At 64.6% G+C, this 20756-nt stretch carries 11 protein-coding genes; 6 read left to right on the top strand and 5 right to left on the bottom strand.

What is annotated here, in order from left to right:
• Positions 1–70: 70 nt before the first annotated feature.
• The 4 genes from J2X57_RS19120 (at position 71) to J2X57_RS19105 (ending at position 8424) form a co-directional block, all read left to right on the top strand.
• Positions 71–3106, top strand: a complete 3036-nt coding sequence (locus J2X57_RS19120; protein WP_043691681.1) for a TonB-dependent receptor — start codon at positions 71–73, stop codon at positions 3104–3106.
• Positions 3107–3594: 488 nt separating this feature from the next.
• On the top strand, positions 3595–6657 hold the full coding sequence (locus J2X57_RS19115; RefSeq protein ID WP_309869437.1) for a TonB-dependent receptor: 3063 nt from the start codon (positions 3595–3597) through the stop codon (positions 6655–6657).
• 278 nt (positions 6658–6935) lie between these two features.
• A complete protein-coding gene (locus tag J2X57_RS19110) occupies positions 6936–7784 on the top strand; it encodes a YbaY family lipoprotein (RefSeq protein ID WP_309869434.1) in 849 nt (282 codons plus the stop codon).
• A 256-nt stretch (positions 7785–8040) separates the two neighbouring features.
• A complete protein-coding gene (locus tag J2X57_RS19105; protein ID WP_139382838.1) occupies positions 8041–8424 on the top strand; it encodes a hypothetical protein in 384 nt (127 codons plus the stop codon).
• A gap of 66 nt (positions 8425–8490) precedes the next feature.
• Here J2X57_RS19105 and J2X57_RS19100 read toward each other — a convergent pair whose 3' ends face one another.
• The 5 genes from J2X57_RS19100 to pepN form a co-directional block, all read right to left on the bottom strand.
• Positions 8491–10308, bottom strand: coding sequence for an autotransporter domain-containing protein (locus tag J2X57_RS19100; RefSeq protein WP_309869432.1), 1818 nt, complete (start codon positions 10306–10308; stop codon positions 8491–8493).
• Between the two features lie 144 nt (positions 10309–10452).
• Positions 10453–12792: a Tex family protein gene (locus J2X57_RS19095; protein WP_043691696.1), complete on the bottom strand. Its 2340-nt coding sequence runs from the start codon at positions 12790–12792 to the stop codon at positions 10453–10455.
• Positions 12793–12897: 105 nt separating this feature from the next.
• Positions 12898–13647, bottom strand: a complete 750-nt coding sequence (locus J2X57_RS19090) for an RDD family protein (protein WP_309869429.1) — start codon at positions 13645–13647, stop codon at positions 12898–12900.
• 93 nt (positions 13648–13740) lie between these two features.
• Positions 13741–15615 (bottom strand): tRNA uridine-5-carboxymethylaminomethyl(34) synthesis enzyme MnmG, encoded by a 1875-nt coding sequence (mnmG, locus tag J2X57_RS19085; protein WP_309869426.1) that lies wholly within the window; start codon positions 15613–15615, stop codon positions 13741–13743.
• Between the two features lie 435 nt (positions 15616–16050).
• Positions 16051–18699 carry an aminopeptidase N gene (pepN, locus tag J2X57_RS19080; RefSeq protein ID WP_043691702.1) on the bottom strand — a complete coding sequence of 883 codons (2649 nt, stop codon included), beginning with the start codon at positions 18697–18699 and terminating at the stop codon, positions 16051–16053.
• A gap of 74 nt (positions 18700–18773) precedes the next feature.
• On the opposite strand from pepN, the gene J2X57_RS19075 reads away from it, so the two are divergent.
• On the top strand, positions 18774–19778 hold the full coding sequence (locus J2X57_RS19075) for an aldose epimerase (protein ID WP_309869423.1): 1005 nt from the start codon (positions 18774–18776) through the stop codon (positions 19776–19778).
• On the top strand, positions 19775–20719 hold the full coding sequence (locus tag J2X57_RS19070; RefSeq protein ID WP_309869421.1) for a pyridoxal-phosphate dependent enzyme: 945 nt from the start codon (positions 19775–19777) through the stop codon (positions 20717–20719). The genes J2X57_RS19075 and J2X57_RS19070 overlap by 4 nt, the downstream gene beginning before the upstream one ends.
• The last annotated feature ends 37 nt before the right edge of the window (positions 20720–20756 follow it).

Here is a 20756-nt window from a genome sequence, read left to right as displayed (position 1 = left end):
CGGGCCGGGGTCGGCTTGCCGCTCGGCGCAGGTTTTTGCGTCGGCGGAATTTTAATCGGGGAGATGCAAGATGAATTCGCGCCACAACCGCGCCGCCATGCTGGGCCGTCGCACCGCACTGGCCCTGGCCATTGGCCTGGGTACTGTGTCCGGTGCCGCCTTCGCACAGTCCACCACCGGTTCCATCTTCGGCCAGGTGCCGGCAGGTGCGGGCCAGACCGTGACCGCGACCAACGAGACGGGCGTCAGCCGCACCGTCAACGTCGATGCCGCCGGTCGCTACTCCATCACGTCGCTGCCGCTCGGCAGCTACAAGGTCACGCTGAACAAGGACGGTGCCGCCGTCGATTCGCGTTCCAACGTGAGCCTGCGCGTCGGCGCCGGTACAGAAGTGGCCTTTGACGCCGCCGCGTCGGCCACGGCCGCCTCCAGCCTCGAAGGCGTGACCGTCTCGGCCAATGCGCTGCCCTCGATCGACGTCAGCGCGGTCGACTCGCGCACCGTCATCACCTCCGAGCAGCTGTCCAAGCTGCCGCTGGCGCGCACCGCTGAAGCCATCGCACTGCTGGCGCCGGGCGCCGTGGCCGGTAGCTCGTTCTTCACCGGCCCGACCGGTAATCCGCTGGTCTCGATCGCCGGTAGCGCCGTCACCGAGAACGCGTACTACATCAACGGTTTCAACACGACCGATCCGCTCAGCGGCTTCGGCGGTATCACCCTGCCGTACGGCGCCATCGACCAGCAGGAAATCCTCGCCGGCGGTTACGGCGCTGCTTACGGCCGTTCCTCGGGCGGCGTGATCAGCCAGGTCGGTAAGCGCGGTACGAACGAATGGCACTTCGGTGCGCAGGTCCTGTGGGAGCCGAACGGCACCAAGGCCAACCAGATCAATTACTACCGTCAGGTCGGCGCACAGGCCGGTCAGCTGTACGACGACAACAAGAAGGACAAGCTCGACCGCACCACGTACTCCGTGTACGCCGGTGGTCCGCTGATCAAGGACACCCTGTACGTGTTCGTCGCCGCTGAGCAGGAGCGCCGCTCGGGCGAGCAGACGACCAGCGTCGCGGCGCCGTTCGTCTACAAGCAGTCGTACCGCAACCCGAAGTTCTACGGCAAGGTCGACTGGAACATCACCGACAGCAACATCCTCGAAATCACCGGCGCGTCGAACAAGCAGGATTACGACGCTTCGATCTACGAGTATGACTATCCGACCAAGACCCGTGGCGACTACGTCGGCAAGGACAACTCGGTCAACAACAAGTCGGGCGCGGATCTCTACAGCGCCAAGTTCACCAGCTACATCACCGACGACCTGACCCTGACGGCCCTCTACGGCAAGATGAAGGGCACGTACTACACCGCCACCGGCGGTGACCAGTCGCTGCCGTCCATCCTCACCGCGACGAATCAGGATCCGCTGCTCAATGGCGGCAATCCGATCACCAACGCCAACCCGTCGGCCACCACCGCGGATCCGAAGCACACCTCGACCAACACCAACTTCCGTGTCGACCTGAGCTATCACATCGGCGACCACACGATCGTGGCCGGTATCGATAACCAGAAGGTGCTCGACAAGAACGACGGCGACAGCACGACCGGTCCGGGTTACGCGTGGGAGTACAACAAGACCGACGCCGGCACGCCGATCATCGGCGAAGCCCCGACGGACGCGTCCTATGTCGCCCCGCCGGGTGGCCGTGGCTACTACGTCGCCCGCTACGTCTACGGCACCGCCGCGTCGGTCCGCACCACGCAGCGCGCTCAGTACATCGAAGACACCTGGCAGGTGAATGACCGCTGGATGGTGAAGGTGGGTCTGCGCAACGACCAGTTCACCAACTACAACCAGGACGGCGAGCCGTACCTGAGGCTGACCACGCCGCAGTGGGCCCCGCGTCTGGGCGCCACCTGGGACGTCAACGGCGACTCCAGCCTGAAGATCTACGCCAACGCGGGTCGTTACTACCTCGCGCTGCCGGCGACCGTCGCGCTGCGTTCCGCTGGTGCTTCGCTCTACACCCGCGAGTACTTCAACTACACCGGTATCGACGCCAACGGTATTCCGCAGGGCCTGACCCCGATCTTCAGCAGCACCGGCGGTCCGATCTCGGCGAACAGCGAGTACGGCATCCCGCGTGATCCGAAGACCGCCGCCGCCACCAACATCAAGTCGGAATACCAGGATGAGTTCATCCTCGGTTTCGATGCGGCGCTGACCGACAAGTGGACCTACGGTGCGAAGGCCACGGTGCGCAAGCTGCGTAACGCGATCGACGACGTCGGCGACAGCGGGGCGATCCTGCGCAAGATGGAACGCTCGGGTATCGATCCGGACACCATCGGCGACATCCAGGGCAGCTACCTGTTCAACCCGGGTCGTGCCAACACCTTCCTGATCCCGAACACCAACGGCGGCTACTACAGCGTCGACATGAACAATGAGGACTTCGGCTTCCCGCACTCCAAGCGTAACTACTACGGCCTCGAGCTGTACCTGGATCACGCGTGGGACGGCAAGTACCAGGTCCGCTTCGACTACGTCTACTCGAAGAGCTACGGCAACTCGGAAGGTCAGGTCCGTTCGGACATCCGTCAGGACAACGTCTCGGCGACGGTGGACTGGGATTACGCGGAAGTCATGCAGTACTCGAACGGCGAGCTCGCCAACAGCCGCAAGCACAACTTCAAGATCTACGGCTCCTATCAGCTGGCTTCGGAGTGGCTGGTCTCGGGCAACATCAACATCGCTTCGGGTGCGCCGAGGAGCTGCCTGGGCTTCTACGGCCCGAACGAGACCAACCCGAACCTCGGCTACGGCTCGTACTACCACTGGTGCGATGGTCAGCCGTCGCCCCCGGGTGAGGCAGGCCACAATCCGTGGACCTACATCGTCACGGGCAGCGTCGAGTACCGTCCGGAGTGGGCCGACAAGAAGCTGGCCTTCAACGTCACCGTGTTCAACCTGCTGAACCAGCGCAAGGAAACGCAGGTTTATCCGATCCACGGCAGCGCGGCGAGCCTCAACCCGCGTTACGACGTGCCGCTCTACCAGACCCAGCCGCGCTACGCCCGCTTCGGTATCACGTACGACTTCTGATAGCGCGTCGCGTATCGCACAACAAGAAAAAGCCGAGGGGGGCAGGGATCTGCCCCCCGACGGTCACGAAATGCGCTCCCCAGATCGCCTTCTTCCGTCCCGCGGACGAGGGCTTTTTTTTCGGAAGCATTTATTTCTCAAGCAAAAATCCCCTGATTTCCGGGAGTTGGCCGGGAATCCTGAACGAGCACCGCACTAGGAAAAACGCCTACACCGTGTAAATAATTTGTTGACACGGCAGTAAGGTCACGCCTATGTTCGGCATCGGCGACACCCGACTGAGCCTTTCGTGAACTGCGAAGGCGTCTCGGTTTGGTACTAGTCAGGGCTTGTCGGGAGCAGGTCGGGGGAGGCAGTCGACTCTGGGAGGAGTTGGCGCCAGAACACCACCCCTCGGATCCGAGCAACGGCAAGGCCATTTTTTCCGGCCTTTGGTCGGTTTTGCTCGTTTTTTTTGGCCCGTTGGGGTCGATCTGGGGAGATTTGCAATGAGTTCTCGCAGCATCCGGCAGGCTTCCGTCCTGCGTCGTTCGTCGTTGGCGCTCGCGCTGGCCATGGGCATGGGCCTTACCGGCAACGTGTTCGCCCAGGCGACCACGGGTAGCCTGTTCGGTTCGGCTGAAGCCGGCGATACCGTTCAGATCACCAGCGGCACGGGCGTTACCCGTTCCACCACGGTCGGCGAAAACGGCCGTTACACCTTCGGCAACCTGCCGCTCGGCACCTACAAGGTCAGCCTGATCAAGGGCGGCGCTACTGTCGACTCGCGCGACAACGTGGAGCTGAAGGTCAATGCGGGTACGGACGTCTCGTTCGCCGCTGGCGGCGCAGCCAATGCGCAGAACGCTTCGACCCTCGAAGGCGTCACCGTCGTCGGCACCGCGCTGCCGCCGATTGACGTTTCATCGGTCGACTCGCGCACCGTGATCACCCAGTCCCAGCTCAAGCAGCTGCCGCTCGGCCGTTCGGCCGAAGCGATCGCGCTGCTCGCTCCGGGTGTTGCACAGGGCGCGACCGGTTCCGGCTTCGCCAGCCCCACCGGCCAGTCGCTTGTATCGTTCGGCGGTTCGTCGGTGACCGAGAATGCGTACTACATCAACGGCATGAACACGACCGATCCCATCTCGGGTTACGGCGGCATGACGCTCCCGTATGGCGCCATCGACCAGCAGGAAATCCTGACGGGCGGTTACGGTGCGCAGTACGGTCGTTCGGACGGTGGCGTGATCAGCGTCGTCGGCCGTCGCGGTACCAACGATTTCGTTTTCGGTGGCCAGGTCCTCTGGACGCCGGCGTTCGCCAAGGCGGACCCGATCAATGCGAAGTACCCGGCCAGCTCCTCGCGCGATGGTCAGATCTACCGCTACCGTAACCTCAACAAGGATTGGGAGGCGGTTTACTCGGCTTACGCCGGCGGCCCGCTGATCAAGGACACCTTGTTCGGGTTCATCGCGGTTGAAGGTGCCAAGCGCGAAGGCGACAGCGTCTCCAACGCGTCTGCCAACCGCAACACGAAGTACACGTACAAAGATCCGAAGATGTATGCCAAGTTCGATTGGAACATCAACGACAACAATCTGCTCGAAGTCACCGGCGCCAGCTACAAGCACGACTACACCGGCGACGTGTACAACTTCAACAACGTCACGCGTGAGAACGGCAGCTTCATCTCGCCGGACACCGCTTCGCGTACGAAGCAGACGATGTGGATCGCGAAGTACACCAGCTACATCACCGACAACCTGACGTTGACGGCTCAGTACGGTAAGCAGGATACGAAGCTCTTCACGCAGACCGGTACGACCGATCCGAACCTGATCCCGATCCTCGGTGCGGACAGCCAGAACCCGGCCTACACCGCCGGCTTCCCGAACGGTATCACCAACGCGCAGAATCTGACGACGGTTCCGGATCCGACGCACGAGAGCAAAGTCACCAACTACCGGTTCGACCTGTCGTACGTGCTGGGCGATCACACACTGACGGTGGGTATCGATAACCAGAACACCCAGGATCTGAACGACGGCGAGTCGATCTACAACAACTCCGGTTACGAGTGGAGCTACGGTACGGTCGAAGAAGGCAGCGGCATTGCTAATGGCGCAGTCGATTCCCCGGTTGGTTCCCCGTACTACGTGTCGCAGTACCGTCAGCAGACCGCTGCGTCGGTCCGCGTGCGTCAGCGTGCGCAATACATCCAGGACCAGTGGCAGGTGACGGACACCGTCAAGCTGTCGCTTGGCCTGCGTAACGACCAGTTCACCAACTACAACGGCAGCAACGAAGCCTACATCACGCAGACCAAGCCGCAGTGGGCTCCGCGCCTCGGCGGTACCTGGGACGTCTACGGTGACAGCACGTTCAAGGTCTACGCCAACGCAGGTCGTTACTACCTCGCGCTGCCGCTGGTGCCGGCCCTCCGTGGTGCGTCGGGCTCGACGCAGACCAACACGTACTACTCGTACACCGGCATCGATCCGGCGACCGGTTACCCGCTCGGCCTGACCGCGCTCAACACTGTGAATGGTGTTGGCCAGCCTTACTCGCCCAACAACGAGTACGGCCAGGCGAAGGATCCGAACATCGTCAGCGCCAAGGGCCTGAAGTCCGAGTACCAGGACGAGTTCATCGCGGGCTTCGACAAGACCTGGGGCGACAACTGGGTCTACGGCGCCAAGCTGACCTATCGCAAGCTCGGCAACGCGATCGATGATTATTGCGACACGGGTAGCGACCCGGCCGGCCGTTTGCAGGAGCTGTTCACGGCTAGTGGTTCGGCTGTCAACCTCGCAGACGCGGGCGTAAGCTGCTACCTGTTCAACCCGGGCCGTGCCAACACGTTCCTCGCGCCGAATGCCGCCGGTGGTTACGACAGCGTCCACGCGACCAACGCCGAACTCGGCTTCCCGCACCTGAAGCGTCATTACTACGCCCTCGAGCTGCACCTGCAGCACGAGAAGGGTGATGGCAAGTGGTGGGGCAACGTCAGCTACGTTTACTCGAAGCTGTACGGCAACAGCGAAGGCCAGACGGATTCGGATGCCGGTACGCGGAGCGATCCGTCGGTCACTCAGGCGTGGGATAACGCCCCGCTGATGGTGTACTCGAACGGCAAGCTGGCTAACGATCACACCCATGCGCTGAAGGCCTACGGTGCTTACGAGATCACGCCGGAATGGCAGGTCTCGGGCAACATCGCCATCGTCTCGGGTGCGCCGCGTAACTGCTACGGCGGTTTCGGTCCGGATCAGGTCGACGCCGGCTACGGCACGACCGCTTACCACTGGTGCGGTGGCGAGCCGTCGCCCCCGGGCGAGGCTGGTCGCAACCCGATGACGCACACGGTGTCGGCTGCACTGGCTTACCGTCCGGCGTTCGCCGATGGCAAGTTGGGCTTCACAGCCGAAGTCTTCAACCTGTTCAACGAACAGAAGAAGACCCAGTCGTACCCGTACTATGCGACCAGCAGCGCTCCGCTGCCGACGTATAACTCGCCGATCGCGTTCCAGACCCCGCGCTACTTCCGCTTCGGTGTCACTTACGACTACTGATCGCTGATGTAATGTGAGCACGGCCCGACTCGTCGGGTCGTGTAACGAAAACGCCACCCTCGGGTGGCGTTTTTTTTGGATATGTTCCTTTCCGGCAAACCTGACCGTCAGCTTGCCAACCCGCTCCCGTTTCCGCCAAGTCGGGTAGTTTCACCCTTGACTTTTACATCGGCGCATTTCTCGGTATGCTCCAAGGTCCCCCCGGACATGTTGCAGCGCCATGCGCGCGCGTATTGTCCGTGACCCCAAAACCATTCCGTTCCATACGAGGTTTGACCATGCGCAGGATCCTCTTGTCGCTCGCTTCTGTCTCTGCCCTGGCGCTCGCCGGTTGCGGTGGCGGCTCCGACAACAACGGCCAGCAGGCCGCCGCCGGTGGCAGCGACAATGCCGCTCCCGCCAACGCCGTGACCGGCACCGTCACCCTGCGTGACGCCGGCGCCCAGCTGTCGCCGGACGCCAAGCTCGACCTCAAGCTGGTCGACGTCAGCGCCCAGGGTTCGCAGCCGCTGGCCACCAAGACGGTGCAGCCGGTGACCCTGCCGCAGCAGTTCCAGCTGGACTTCAATGCCGCCGACCTCAATCCCAACGACATGTACATCGTCGAAGCGTCCCTGCAGGACGGCGAGCGTCACTATTCGGCTCCGCTGAAGACCCCCGTGCTGACCAAGGGCGCGAAGAACGTCGCCAACATTCAGCTGGTCGGCGAAGCGACGCCGGGCGAGAAAGAGCTCAGCGGCTACAACTCGCTGAAGAAGAACATCGGCGGCCTGAAGATGACGCAGGGCACCGCGTTGAAGGAAGGCGAGTCGCGCGGCTGGCAGATCTTCAAGAAGGGTAACGACGTGCAGTTCGTTATCGAGCTGGTCGATTACGGCGATAAGGGCTTCACCTCGACGAACTACGCTTACAAGAACGGTAAGCCGTGGGTGATTGTCCAGGAGAAGAAGCCGAGCAAGGACGGCAAGCCGACCTCCACTCAGCGTGCTGGCTGGAACGATGCCGGCGAACTCGTCCTCAAGCAGAACGAGGCTGGCGGCAAGGTCGACGTCCTTGGCGACGACGCGGCGGCCGCGCTGAAGAGCCAGGCCGAAGCGATGTACGCGAAGGCTGGCGGCAAGAAGTAAGACGTCCACTCGGATGTAAAAAAACGCCGGCCTAGTGCCGGCGTTTTTTTTTGCGAAAAGATGGCGATATTCGGCAACGAAGGCGCTAAAAGCTGCCGTGTAAGGTTTTTCCTACAGACTTGAGGCGAGTACCGGCGCATTTTTGGTGAGTCCCAACGACGGGATCGTCGGCTTACGGCTACGGACGGCTGATGTCCGGCCTAGGCCGTACTGCATGAAACGCGGAATCTTTTTCCGCCTCACGGAGATACGAAAGATGAAGCACCTCCTCCCCAAGCTCGCCGTTTTCGCGCTGCCTCTCCTCGGATTTGTCGGTACGGCCCAGGCGCTTGCCCTTACCGCGAGTTCTCACAAGTACTTCGATGAAACCGGGGCTCTGGTCGGTCAGGATATCCGTACGTGTGAAGCCCTGACATACCAGGCCGGTAATACCCACACCGCTTATTCGATTACCGAAGAAGTGAATTGCGGATCCGACCGTAAGCCTCGCTATATCGTGGCCAACACGATCATCACGGCTTACACGTTGCCGGGTTCTCTGCCGATTGCTACCGCGTGCAGCATCGCGGAGTGCGAACCGGTCGGCGTCGCAGAGCCGCGAATGCTGGAAGATAAGGGTTGGACTTGGACTAACCCGTAATCCTCTCGACAAAAAACGCCGACCCAAGGGCCGGCGTTTTTGTTCATTCTTACCAACGTCGCTCGATCAGAACGACATCTTCAGTCCGAGGTTGAGGCTGTTGTAACGCTGCGTGTCGTCAGCGAAGCGACCGCTGTAGCTCGCCCAGCCGCTCCAGGTCTGGCTGAAGTCGGCGGTGACGCCGAGGTCGGCCGTGGCCCAGGTCTTGTCCGGGGTGAAACCCTGGACTTCGAACTTGCCGGCCATGCTGTTGAGACCCGCGGTGACGTAACGATCATCGGCGCGGCCGTCGTGGTTGTAGGACACCTCGGCGAACGGGTGGAGCATGGTGCTGCCGGCCTGCATCGACCCCTGCAGGCGCCAGCCTGCCGTTTCGATACGAGCGTTACGCGTCTGCTTGCCGAAGGTCATCGCGGTGCTGGTGTTGCTGCGCTCGGTGTAACCGAACACGCGCAGCTGCTCGAATTCCACGCTGACGAACGGGCCGGTCTTGAGCGTGTCGCTACCGAACCACCAGCCGCCCTGCAGGCCTGCGCCCACGTGCGAGCCGTCGGTCTTGCCCGTCTCGGTGCGACGTGCGGCGCCGAGGTCGATGCGGCGATCAATGTCGGTGAAGCTGAGCTGGCCGAAGGTGACGAACGCGCCGCCGTAACCGCCGCCCTGGTGATAGAAGGCGTAACCCGAACCGGCGACGTCCTGCATCTTATAGCCGCCACCGCCCTGGAAGTCGGCGTTGTTCTGGGACAGGCCAAGAGCGACACCGACGGAGACGTTCTCGTTGACCTTGGCATCCGCACCGACCGTCAGGTTGACGTTGTCGCTGTCGGTCTTCGGCGAAGTGTCGGTCGTCTTGAACTTCTGCTGGCCGTAGTCGACGGCCGCGAACACGCGGGAGTCGGCGCCGAAGTTATCGGCGAGCATCTGGTTACGCAGCACACGGACATGCGCGGCGTCGGAGGCGAGACCGGCTTCGCCGAGCAGCGAGATCTTCTGCGGGGCGGTAATCACCGAAATCGCATACTGGCCGAGGATCGCGTGAGCCGCCGTGGTCGGGTGAATGCCGTCGGCGAACAGGTAGGTCGATGCCGCGTTCGGGTCGCGCAGGGTGGCCGGCGTGCAGGTCAGCGAGCTGGCCGTGGTGCAGGCCGGCACGGTGACGTTGGTGAAGCCGTAGGTGCTCGGGCTCGCGATGACTTCGTTGAGCAGCGCGTAGGTGTCGATCGGCACGATGCCGCGGTTGGCCTGGGCCAGACCGCCGGAGAGGATGCCGTTGTAGACCTGGGACAGCTGGCTGATCTGGCCGGCGGCCGTTGCGCCCTGAGCCAGCGCTGCGGGGGTCTTGCCGACGTCGGGCAGGTTGAAGACGACGATGGTCTTCGCGCCAGCCGCCTGCAGTGCCTTGATCTGGCCGACTTCGTTCGTGGCGGCCGTGGCGACGGTCACCTGGGCCGTGGCCGGGTTGTTCAGTGCCGCCAGCAGGTCGTTGGCGCCGATCCACATGGTGTACAGCGCGTTCGGGTCGGCCTTGCCGCCGGTGGACGCGAGATACGTCTGAATCTGTGTCGAGGTCGGCGGGACGGTCAGCGGCGTGCCGGTGACCGGGTTGACCGTGGCGGCACGCGCGTTGCCGTACGCGTAGTCGGTTCCGCCCTTGAGTGACGGGGTGAGCGAGAGCCCGTAGTACGACGCGATGTTCTCGACCGCGACCGTGCCCGGGTTCGTGGTGAAGCGGAGCGCGACAGGGGAGCGGATCAGCGTGGAGACGTTGCCGTTGTCGCTCAGGCTGTCACCGAAGGACACCACCTGCGTGAAACCGTCGGCGTGCGCCCCGGCACTGAAGAGAAGGGCGGCGCCGATGGCACCGGCAAGATGACGAATACGCATGTGGAATCACTCCGTGTGTGGGGCGTTAGAGAAACGTTACGGTAATCGAAGCCATACGCCAGCGCATGCTGCGGCGCACTAGGATCTTGCGGATGGGTGGTCCCCTGACTCCGCGCCTCGGACGAGGCGCGGAGCGGTGTTGCGTTATTTCTTAAGCGCGCGCGAGAAAGCGTCGGCGAACGCGCTGTTGGACGGGGCGGCAGCCTGCTTCGGTGGCTGGGGCGCACGGGCACCGCCACCCTGCCCGCCGCGACGATTGCCGCCACCCGCAGGGGCGTCGTCGCGCTGACCGGGGCGACCACCGCGCGCTTCGCCCGGCACATCATCCAGGCGCATGCTGAGTGCGATGCGCTTGCGCGGCAGGTCGATCTCCATGACCTTCACCTTGACGATGTCGCCCGCTTTCACCGCATCGCGCGGATCCTTGACGAAGGTATGCGACAGCGCCGACACGTGGACCAGACCGTCCTGATGCACGCCGATATCGACGAACGCGCCGAAGGCGGCGACATTGGTCACGCGTCCTTCGAGCACCATGCCCACGGTGAGGTCCTTCAGGTCTTCGACACCCTCGGCAAAGCTCGGCGCGACGAACTCGGGACGCGGATCGCGGCCGGGCTTTTCCAGTTCCCTGAGGATGTCGCGCACGGTCGGTACACCGAACTTCTCATCGGTGAAGTCTTCCGCCTTCAGGCTGCGCAGGAACGACGTATCGCCGATCACCTGCTTCACCTCGCGACCGCACTGCTTGAGGATGCGCTCGACGACGGGGTACGCCTCGGGATGCACGGAGCTGGCGTCGAGCGGGTTGCTGCCCGCGCTGATGCGGAGGAAGCCGGCGCACTGCTCGAAGGCCTTGTCGCCAAGGCGCGGTACCTTGAGCAGGTCCTTGCGGCTGGGGAAGGGGCCGTTCGCATCGCGATGCTTGACGACGTTCTCGGCGACGCTGCTGGACAAGCCGGCGACACGCGCGAGCAGCGGGGCGGACGCGGTGTTGACGTCGACGCCTACGGCGTTGACGCAGTCTTCGACGCGTGCGTCGAGTGCGCGCGCCAGCTTCACCTGGTTGACGTCGTGCTGATACTGGCCGACACCGATCGCCTTCGGCTCGATCTTGACCAGTTCCGCCAGAGGATCCTGCAGGCGGCGTGCGATCGACACGGCGCCGCGGATCGACACGTCGAGTTCGGGGAATTCCTTCGATGCGAGCTCCGACGCGGAGTACACCGACGCGCCGGCTTCGCTGACGACGACCTTCGACAGATTGAGGTCAGCGTGCTTGCGCATCACTTCACCGGTCAGCTTGTCGGTCTCGCGCGAGGCGGTTCCGTTGCCGATGGCGATCAGGTTGACGCCATGCTGCTTGCTGAGCTGCGCGATGCGCGCGACCGACTGATCCCACTGGTTGCGCGGCTCGTGCGGATAAATGGTGTCGTACGCGAGCAGCTTGCCCGTGGCGTCGACGATGGCGAGCTTGCAGCCGGTCCGGATGCCCGGATCGAGGCCCATCACGGTCTTGCCGCCGGCCGGAGCGGCCAGCAACAGGTCCTTGAGGTTTTCACCGAAGACGCGGATAGCCTCGTCCTCGGCGCCTTCACGTACGCGACCGAACAGGTCGAGCGTCAGGTGCAGATGCAGCTTGACGCGCCAGGTCAGGCGCACGGTCTCGCGCAGCCAGGCGTCGGCCGCGCGGCCCTGGTTGACGATGCCGGCGCGTGCGGCCACGCGGCCCTCGCCCTCGGCATGGCCCTGATCGGCATCGACGGCGGGGTTGAGGTCGATCTCGAGCACGCCTTCGTTGCGGGCGCGCATCAGCGCGAGCAGGCGGTGCGACGGAATCTTCGAGACCGACTCGGCATGATCGAAATAGTCGCGGAACTTCGCGCCTTCGTTTTCCTTGCCGGGCACGACGGTGGCGCGGATCTGGCCGTTCTCCCAGAGCCAGTCGCGCAGCTCGCCCACGAGGGTGGCGTCTTCAGCGATGGCTTCCATCAGGATGGCGCGCGCGCCGTCCAGTGCGGCCTTTACGTCGGCCACGCCCTTGTCGGCGTCCACGAAGGCCGCGGCGACGGTTTCCGGGTCCTGCGTGGGATCGTCGCGCAGGCCGAGCGCGAGGGGCTCGAGGCCGGCTTCGCGAGCGATCTGTGCCTTGGTACGGCGTTTGGGTTTGTACGGAAGGTAGAGATCCTCCAGGCGGGCCTTGGTGTCGGCGCTGAGGATGTCGGCCTTGAGGGCGTCGGTCATCTTGCCCTGTTCGGCGACGCTGTCGAGGATCGCGGCGCGACGGTCTTCCAGCTCGCGCAGGTAGCGCAGGCGCTCTTCGAGCAGGCGAAGCTGGATGTCGTCGAGACCGCCGGTGACTTCCTTGCGGTAGCGGGCGATGAACGGCACCGTGGCGCCACCGTCGAGCAGTTCCACCGCCGCGCGCACCTGTTCGGGCTTCGCGGCGATGTCCTGGGCAATACGTTGTTCGATGCTCTGCATGACTTTCCTGTGCTTTGACTCAGCCGGCCGGCATGTCGGGCCGGGCCGCCGATGATAGCAAGCACAGGTGGTAACCCGGCCTCCGGGCCGGGGCAGGTCGGGCAATCAGGCGTCGAAGCTGCCGTTCGTCCCGGCGCGTGGGGCTTGCACGGCGGCCTTGTCCGCGCGACCCAGTACGACGTAGGTGCTGGCTAGGAGGTCATGGACCCCCTGCTTGCGCTCGGTGAAGGCGGCGACCACGTAGAACACCATGGGTACCAGCAATGTCACGGCATTGAACAGGCGAACCACGTTGCGGGCGGCGGCGCGACCGATCGTCAGGCGCTGACCGCTGGCGTCGGTCACGCGGATGCCGCACGCGAGCTTGCCGGGCGTGGCCTGCCACTTCGAGCTTTCGAAGAAGGCGTAGTAAGCGAAACCGATCACCAGCAGCACATAGGAGATGGGTTGCACGGCCTCGGCGTACGCCTTGATCGCGCCGGCCTGATCGTGTTCGAACTGCGCCATCATCGACGCCATCAAGCTGCCCAGCCCCATCATCAGGCTGATGACGGTGAAGGGGACCATGAGGATGATGTAGTCGATCACCCAGGCGCCGAAGCGCAGCCAGAAACCGGCGTACTCCGGCTCCACGGCGGCCTCGTTGATTCCCATGAAGGGCGGCGGCGGGGGCGGCACGACGCCGGGCGCGGGGCGGTCGTCGGGAAAGAGCTCGCCCAGGGGGCGCCAGTCGCTCATGCCCTCGTACCAGCCGAGTTCCTCAGGACGGCAGGTGCCGTCCCGCAGCCACTGACGGATCTCGTCGTCCGCGTAAGGCCCGAACCGCTCGCCGTTTCGTCCGATCCACACTTGCATGCTGCTGTCTTCCCGCCTTAACCGATGAGGCGATGATGCCAGATGGGTGCGTCATCCGCCGCCTGCTGAAAGCCACGGTGGTCTCGCCCGGGCTCAGGCGGCTCGTCGTTTCAGGTGCACCAGCAGCAGCGAAATCGCCGCGGGAGTGACGCCGCTGATACGGGAGGCCTGGCCGATGGTCGCCGGCAGCGAGCGCTTCAGCTTGAGCAGTACCTCAGCCGACAGCCCACGCACGCGGTCGTAGTCGAAGCTCTCGGGGATGCTGGTCGACTCATGACGGCGCTGGCGCTCGATCTCCTCACGCTGGCGCTCGAGGTAACCCGAGTATTTGGCCTGGACCTCCACCTGGGTCGCCACTTCGGCGTCGTCTACCGCCGGACCCAGTTCGGGAACGGCGGTCAGCGCCGCGTAGTCCATCTCCGGCCGACGAAGCAGGTCCAGTGCGTGTGTCTCGCGACTCACGGCGATGCCCAGCGAGCGCTGCACGGCCGCGCCAAGCGCGTTGGCGGGTGCGGCCCAGAGTCCACGCAGGCGGGCGGTTTCGCGCTCGGCGGCGTCACGCTTGGCTTCCAGACGGCGGAAGCGGTCTTCCGACACGACGCCCTTCGCGTAGCCCTGCGCGGTCAGACGCAGGTCGGCGTTGTCTTCGCGCAGATGCAGGCGATATTCGGCCCGCGAGGTGAACATGCGGTACGGCTCGATCGTGCCGTTGGTCGTCAGGTCGTCGATCAGCACGCCCATGTAAGCCTCGTCGCGGCGCGGATACCACGGCGCGTCGCCGCGTACGCTCAGCGCGGCATTCATGCCGGCGATCAGGCCCTGAGCCCCCGCTTCCTCGTAACCCGTGGTGCCGTTGATCTGGCCGGCGAACCAGAGGCCGGGAATGGCCCGGGTTTCCAGCCAGGGATGCAGGCCGCGCGGGTCGAAGTAGTCGTATTCGATCGCATAGCCCGGGCGCGTGATGTGGGCATTCGCGAAACCGGGAATCGAACGGACCAGTGCGTACTGCACATCGAAGGGCAGTGACGTGGAAATGCCGTTCGGATAGATCTCGAACGTGTCGAGGCCCTCGGGCTCGACGAAGATCTGGTGGGAGGTCTTGTCCGCGAAGCGAACGACCTTGTCCTCGATCGACGGGCAGTACCGCGGGCCTACGCCCTCGATCTGTCCGCTGTACAGCGGCGACCGGTCCAGCGAACCACGGATCAGGTCGTGCGTCGCCTCGGTCGTGTGCGTGATCCAGCAGCTGACCTGGCGCGGATGTTCCGCCGCCGAACCCATGTACGAGAAGTGCGGCATCGGATCGTCGCCCGGCTGCTCGGCCAGCAGCGAGAAGTCGATGCTGCGGCTGTCGATGCGCGGCGGGGTACCGGTCTTCAGGCGGTCGGCGGCGACCGGCAACTCGCGAAGCTTCGCGGCCAGCGTCGAGGCTGGCGGATCGCCCGCACGGCCACCAGCGTACTGCGCGCTGCCGATGTGAATCTTGCCGGCGAGGAACGTGCCCGCGGTAAGCACGACGGCGGGCGCGTGGAAGTCCAGGCCCATCTGCGTACGTACGCCGGCCACCCGGCCATCTACCAGGATCAGGTCGTCGACCGCCTGCTGGAACAGCACCAGATTGGGCTGCGTCTCGACGATGGAGCGCATGGCGGCGCGGTAAAGCGCACGGTCGGCCTGGCAGCGCGTCGCGCGGACGGCCGGCCCCTTGGACGCGTTGAGCGTCCGCCACTGGATACCGGCCCGATCCGCCGCATGCCCCATAGCGCCGCCAAGAGCATCGATTTCCTTGACCAGATGCCCTTTGCCGATGCCGCCGATGGCGGGATTGCAGCTCATCTGCCCGATCGTTTCGATGTTGTGGCTGAGCAGCAGGGTTCGTGCGCCGGCGCGTGCGGACGCAAGCGCCGCCTCGGTGCCGGCGTGTCCGCCACCGACCACGATGACGTCGTAGGTTTCTGTATGCAGCATGGGAATGGTTCGCGCGAGGCCTGCCCGCATTTTACGCCAGCAAGACCGTGTAGGTTGGCACGCGTTATGCTTTCTAAGTCAGGCACTTCACCTGGGCAGACGCTGCGCGATAACACGCGCGCCGAGACCGAACGACAGGGGTTTGGTCGTGTGCCGGAGGGAGGAAGCGGGATGTGGGCAAGGATGCCCCATTCGACTTATCGAATGAGATCTGGCGCCCGGCGGTCTCAGGAACAGGGGGAATCCAGGATGACCGTGCTGCCGGGCGCCAGAAACCGTATGACTGGCACAAAGAGCCGCGGCATCAGCTGCGGCTTTCTTCGTTGGGTGAGAATCTACACCGTTCGAATGAACTGTGTGTGACTTTTTCGTCAACCAAGTGCTCTGTTTCGGCAATTGGTGACGCGGTGCGTCAGTTTTTTACGTGGCGCCGCGTCAGCCCATGGCCACCCGAGCCAGGATGTCGGTAAGATCCCGCGACAAATCCTTGCGCGCCGCGAGTTCGGCCACGACCGCATGGGCAGCCTCCCGTCGTACGGGCTCCAGCCGCTTCCAGCCATTGAATGCCGTCGCCACGCGAGCGGCCACCTGCGGATTGAGCGCGTCGATGGCGACCAGGCGATCGCCCAGCCAGCGGTACGCGGCACCATCGGCGCGATGAAAGCCGCTGGGATTGGCGCGGGCAAACGTTCCGATCAGCGACTGCACCCGGTTGGGGTTCTTCAGCGTAAAGGCGACATCGTGCTCGATGGCCTGAACGCGGGCGAACGCGCCATCGCCGGGCAACTGCGCCTGCACGGCAAACCACTTATCCAGTGCAAGGGCATTGCCCTCATAGCGCTGACGGAAGTGGGCGATGGCGGACGCGGCTGCCGCCGGGTCCAGGGTCGCCAGCGTGCTCAGGGCGGCAAGACGGTCGGTCATGCCCGGCGCCTCGTCGTACTGAGCGCGTGCCAGCTTTGCGGCGGTGTCCTTGTCGACCAGGCCGAGCAGGTCGAGTACGCGCCGTTTGAGCTGGCGTCGGGCCTGACTGACTGAATCGAGACTGGCGCTGGTCGCCGCGCGCAGGGTGTCGTAGCGCGTCCGCAGCGTCGATGCGCCGATGCGCGTCGCCAGTGCGCGCAGCATGCCCTGACGGGCCTCGCGAATCCGGTCGGGGTCACGTTCGGCCTGACGCTCCACCAACTCGATCTCACCGGGCGGGGTGAGCAGTTCGGCGAGCAGCGCATCGTCCATCGCCGGGTCGGCGAACAGGTCGGCCAGCGCCGCTGTCCACGCCCCGATGGCGGCGCCCGTGGTTCGACCGTCACGGACATCGTCATAGGCCAGGCCGGCCAGTTGCTGGCCCGCCTCCCAGCGATTGAAGCCGTCCACATCGTGACGAAGCAGCACGGCCAGTTCATCCGGCGCGTAATCGAATTCCAGGATGACCGGGGCGGAAAAGCCGCGCAGCAGGGAGGGCACCGGAACGGCGTCGAGGTCCTCGAAGACGAAGGCATGCTCCGCGTCCCGCAGCACCAGCGTGCGCTCGGTCTCGCCGGTGGCATCTTCCCCCTCCAGGCGGAGCGGCAAGGCCTTGCCCGAGCGATCGAACAGCGACAGGCGGACAGGCACGGGAAGCGGCTGCTTGGTCGGCTGACCCGCGCTCGCCGGCGTACGCTGACGAAGCGTCAGGCGGTAGCGTCGCTGTGCCGCGTCGTAGCGGCCCTCGGCGGTCAGGCGCGGCGTGCCGGCCTGGCCGTACCATGCAAGATAGGGCGAGAGATCCGTGTCGTTCGCCTCGCCCAGCGCGGCGAGGAAATCCTCGATGGTCGCGGCGTGACCGTCATGCCGGTCGAAGTACAGATCCATACCCCGGCGGAAGCCGGCCGCGCCGAGATGCCCGGCGAGCATGCGCACGAGTTCCGAGCCCTTCTCGTACACCGTCGCGGTGTAAAAGTTGTTGATCTCGCTGTACTGCGAGGGGCGTACCGGATGCGACAAGGGGCCGGCGTCTTCCGGGAACTGCGCGCGGCGTAACAGGGCGACGTCTTCGATGCGCTTGAGCGGCGCCGAGTTCATGTCGGCGGAGAAGTTCTGCTCGCGGAAAACCGTCAGGCCCTCTTTCAGGCTGAGCTGGAACCAGTCGCGGCAGGTGACGCGATTGCCGCTCCAGTTATGGAAATACTCGTGGGCGACCACGGCCTCGACGTGACGGTACTCGTCGTCGGTGCTCGAATCCGGATCGGCCAGCAGGTATTTCGCGTTGAAGATGTTGAGGCCCTTGTTCTCCATCGCGCCCATGTTGAAGTCATGCGTGGCGACGACGTGGAACACGTCCAGATCGTAATTGCGACCGTACGTCTGCTCATCCCATTTCATGCAGCGAATCAGCGAATCCATCGCGTAGTCGCAGCGGTCGATGACATCGGCCTCGGCCCAGATGTGCAGCGCGACGGCACGGCCGTCCGCGGTGGTGTAGTCGTGGCTGATCCGCTCCAGATGCCCGGCCACGAGCGCGAACAGATAGCTCGGCTTCGGATGCGGATCGACGAAGCGTGCCCAGTGCCGCCCGTCGGGCAGATCACCGGCACCATCGGGATTGCCGCCGGCGAGCAGTACGGGGAAACGGGCCTTGTCCGCGCGCAGTTCCACCGTGTACTTCGACTGGACGTCGGGGCGGTCCGGGAAGAAGGTGATATGCCGGAACCCCTCGGCTTCGCACTGAGTGAGAAGAAAACCCTTCTCGCGGCTACCGGAAAGGTAGAGACCCTCGAAGGCCGTGTTCTCGGCCGGCCGCACGGCGACCCGTGTGCCGATCGTGCAGCGATCGCCTTCGATTGCGATCTCCAGCAGGCCGTTGGCGAGGATGTACTCACCCTCGACCAGACGGCGTCCGTCGACCGTCAGTTCGAGCAGTTCGAGGCCTTCGCCATTGAGGCGGACCGGTTCGTCGGCGCGGCGCCGGAGCTCGAGCGTCGCGGTGACCTCACTCCGGTCGATACCGAGATCGAAGGTCAGCGCGGTGTGCTCGACCGTCCAGGCGGGTGCCCGGTAGTCGGCCAGGCGGATGACAGTGGTGGGGGCGTCCGAACGATCGCTCATGGCTGGCACAACACATCTTCTTGTCTGACAGGCAGGCTAACATGCGGCCAGATCCGTCAAAAGGAAGCCTACCCATGTCCCGTTTCACCGTGACGCGCTCCACCCTGGGCGCCAACGAACTGGTTGTGCTGGTCGATGCCGACGCGGATCGCGAAGTCCGCATCGCGCGCCGTGGCGCCACCGTGCTGTCGATCACCACGCGCGCAGGCGGCGTGCAGCGCAACATCGCCGATGGCTTTCGGGACGAGAACGAGCTGGTGGGCCACAAGGGCTCGCGCTTCGCGATCATGACGCCCTTCGCGAATCGCGTGAACGACTCGCGCTACACCTTTGAAGGAAAATCTTACGATTTGCAGCCCGGTGCCGTCGGTGCCGACCGTGCGGCTCGTCACGGCTTTCTGCGCGGCGTTCTTTTCGACGTGCAGAACGAGCAGGGTGACGACGATAAAGCGTCGGTCACGTTCGCCACCCCGGTGATCCGTCCGGACCTGCAGCCTGGCTATCCGTTCTCGCTCGACTTCAGCGTGACCTTTACACTCGACGAGCACGGCCTGACGGTCGATGCGCGTACGCGCAACGTCGGTGACAACGCGGCGCCGACCTTTTTCGGCTGGCACCCGTACTTCCGCCTGTCGGACAACCCGATCGAAGGCTGGGAGCTCGAATTGCCCGCCGACAAGATCATCGCGACGGACGAAGGCTTCATTCCGTTGCCGGGTACGCGTGCGTGGCAGTCCGTGGACAAGGCGGATCGTCAGTTCGACTTCCGCAAACCGCGGGCCATCGGCGCGACGGCGCTGAATCATACCTATGCCGACCTTCAGCTCGGCACCGACGGCAAGGCGCGTACGCGCCTGCGCGATCCGGCGACGGGCGCGGCGATCGCGGTCTGGCAGGAGAAGGGCGTCATGCTCGTCTTCACCTCGGATACGGCGGAGCGCGACGCGCGTAAATCCGTCGCCCTCGAACCGATGGAGTGCATGCCCGATGCCTTCAATCGCGATGACTGCGCGCCGTTGATCACGCTGGCGCCGGGCGAGGAACGTCGCTTCATCTGCGGTGTGGAGTTCGACGCGTGACAGGGCCGACCTTCGCGGATGTGCGTGATGCCGCCGCGCGTATCGCGCCGTATGCCCTCGTGACACCGGTGCTGCGCAGCGACCGCATCGACGCGCTGGTGGGTGCATCGATCGTGTTCAAGTGCGAAAACCTGCAGCGCGGCGGTGCGTTCAAATTTCGTGGCGCCACGAACGCCGTCTGGTCACTCGGTGACGAGGAAGCAGCGCGCGGCGTGGTGACGCATTCGTCCGGTAACCACGGCAATGCGCTGGCGATGGCGGCACGCACCCGGGGCATGGCCGCCCACGTCGTCGTGCCTGAGGGCGCGGTGAAAGCCAAGGTGGATGCGATCGCCGCAGCGGGCGCGATCATTCACCGTTGTGCGCCGACGACTGCGGCGCGCGAAGCGGCGGCCGCCGAGATACAGGCGCGGACCGGCGCCGAACTGGTGCACCCGTATGCCGATCCGCGCGTGATGGCGGGCCAGGGAACGCTGCTGCCCGAACTGCTCCGTCAGGCACCTGGCCTCGACACCATCCTGTTTCCCGTCGGCGGTGGCGGTCTGGCTTCCGGATGTTCGATCGCCGCGCACGGCATTGATCCAGGCATCGCCTTGTTCGGTGCCGAACCGGAAGGTGCCGACGACGCGGCGCGTTCGCTCGAGAGCGGACGGCGGGTCGGGCCGTTCACTCCGGAGACGGTATGCGATGGCTTGCGCACGCTGATCGGCGAACCGAACTTTCATGTCCTTCGCGAGCATGGCGTCAGCGTGCTGCGCGTGAGCGACGGCGAAGCGATCGACGCCATGAAGCTGCTATGGACGGAGCTGCGCATCGTCGTCGAAGTGTCGAGCGCCACGGTGCTCGCCGCCATGCTGCGTTATCCCGACCGTTTCGCCGGACGTCGTGTGGGCGTCGTGCTTAGCGGCGGAAATGTCGATCTCGACGCACTGCCCTGGTAGCTACCGCCGTCCCGCCCACAGACTGACGGAGACGCCC

Source organism: Luteibacter sp. 1214 (assembly GCF_031455395.1).
GTDB classification, from domain to species: Bacteria; Pseudomonadota; Gammaproteobacteria; order Xanthomonadales; family Rhodanobacteraceae; genus Luteibacter; species Luteibacter mycovicinus.
This window is presented reverse-complemented; position numbering and strand designations above follow the sequence as displayed.

Bases quoted from the DNA above. Each gene is read 5' to 3' on its own strand.
- J2X57_RS19100 (WP_309869432.1), bottom strand. From the start codon at position 10,308: ATGCGTATTCGTCATCTTGCCGGTGCCATCGGCGCCGCCCTTCTCTTC.
- J2X57_RS19105 (WP_139382838.1), top strand. From the start codon at position 8,041: ATGAAGCACCTCCTCCCCAAGCTCGCCGTTTTCGCGCTGCCTCTCCTC.
- J2X57_RS19110 (WP_309869434.1), top strand. From the start codon at position 6,936: ATGCGCAGGATCCTCTTGTCGCTCGCTTCTGTCTCTGCCCTGGCGCTC.
- J2X57_RS19090 (WP_309869429.1), bottom strand. From the start codon at position 13,647: ATGCAAGTGTGGATCGGACGAAACGGCGAGCGGTTCGGGCCTTACGCG.
- J2X57_RS19095 (WP_043691696.1), bottom strand. From the start codon at position 12,792: ATGCAGAGCATCGAACAACGTATTGCCCAGGACATCGCCGCGAAGCCC.
- pepN (WP_043691702.1), bottom strand. From the start codon at position 18,699: ATGAGCGATCGTTCGGACGCCCCCACCACTGTCATCCGCCTGGCCGAC.
- J2X57_RS19115 (WP_309869437.1), top strand. From the start codon at position 3,595: ATGAGTTCTCGCAGCATCCGGCAGGCTTCCGTCCTGCGTCGTTCGTCG.
- J2X57_RS19075 (WP_309869423.1), top strand. From the start codon at position 18,774: ATGTCCCGTTTCACCGTGACGCGCTCCACCCTGGGCGCCAACGAACTG.
- J2X57_RS19120 (WP_043691681.1), top strand. From the start codon at position 71: ATGAATTCGCGCCACAACCGCGCCGCCATGCTGGGCCGTCGCACCGCA.
- mnmG (WP_309869426.1), bottom strand. From the start codon at position 15,615: ATGCTGCATACAGAAACCTACGACGTCATCGTGGTCGGTGGCGGACAC.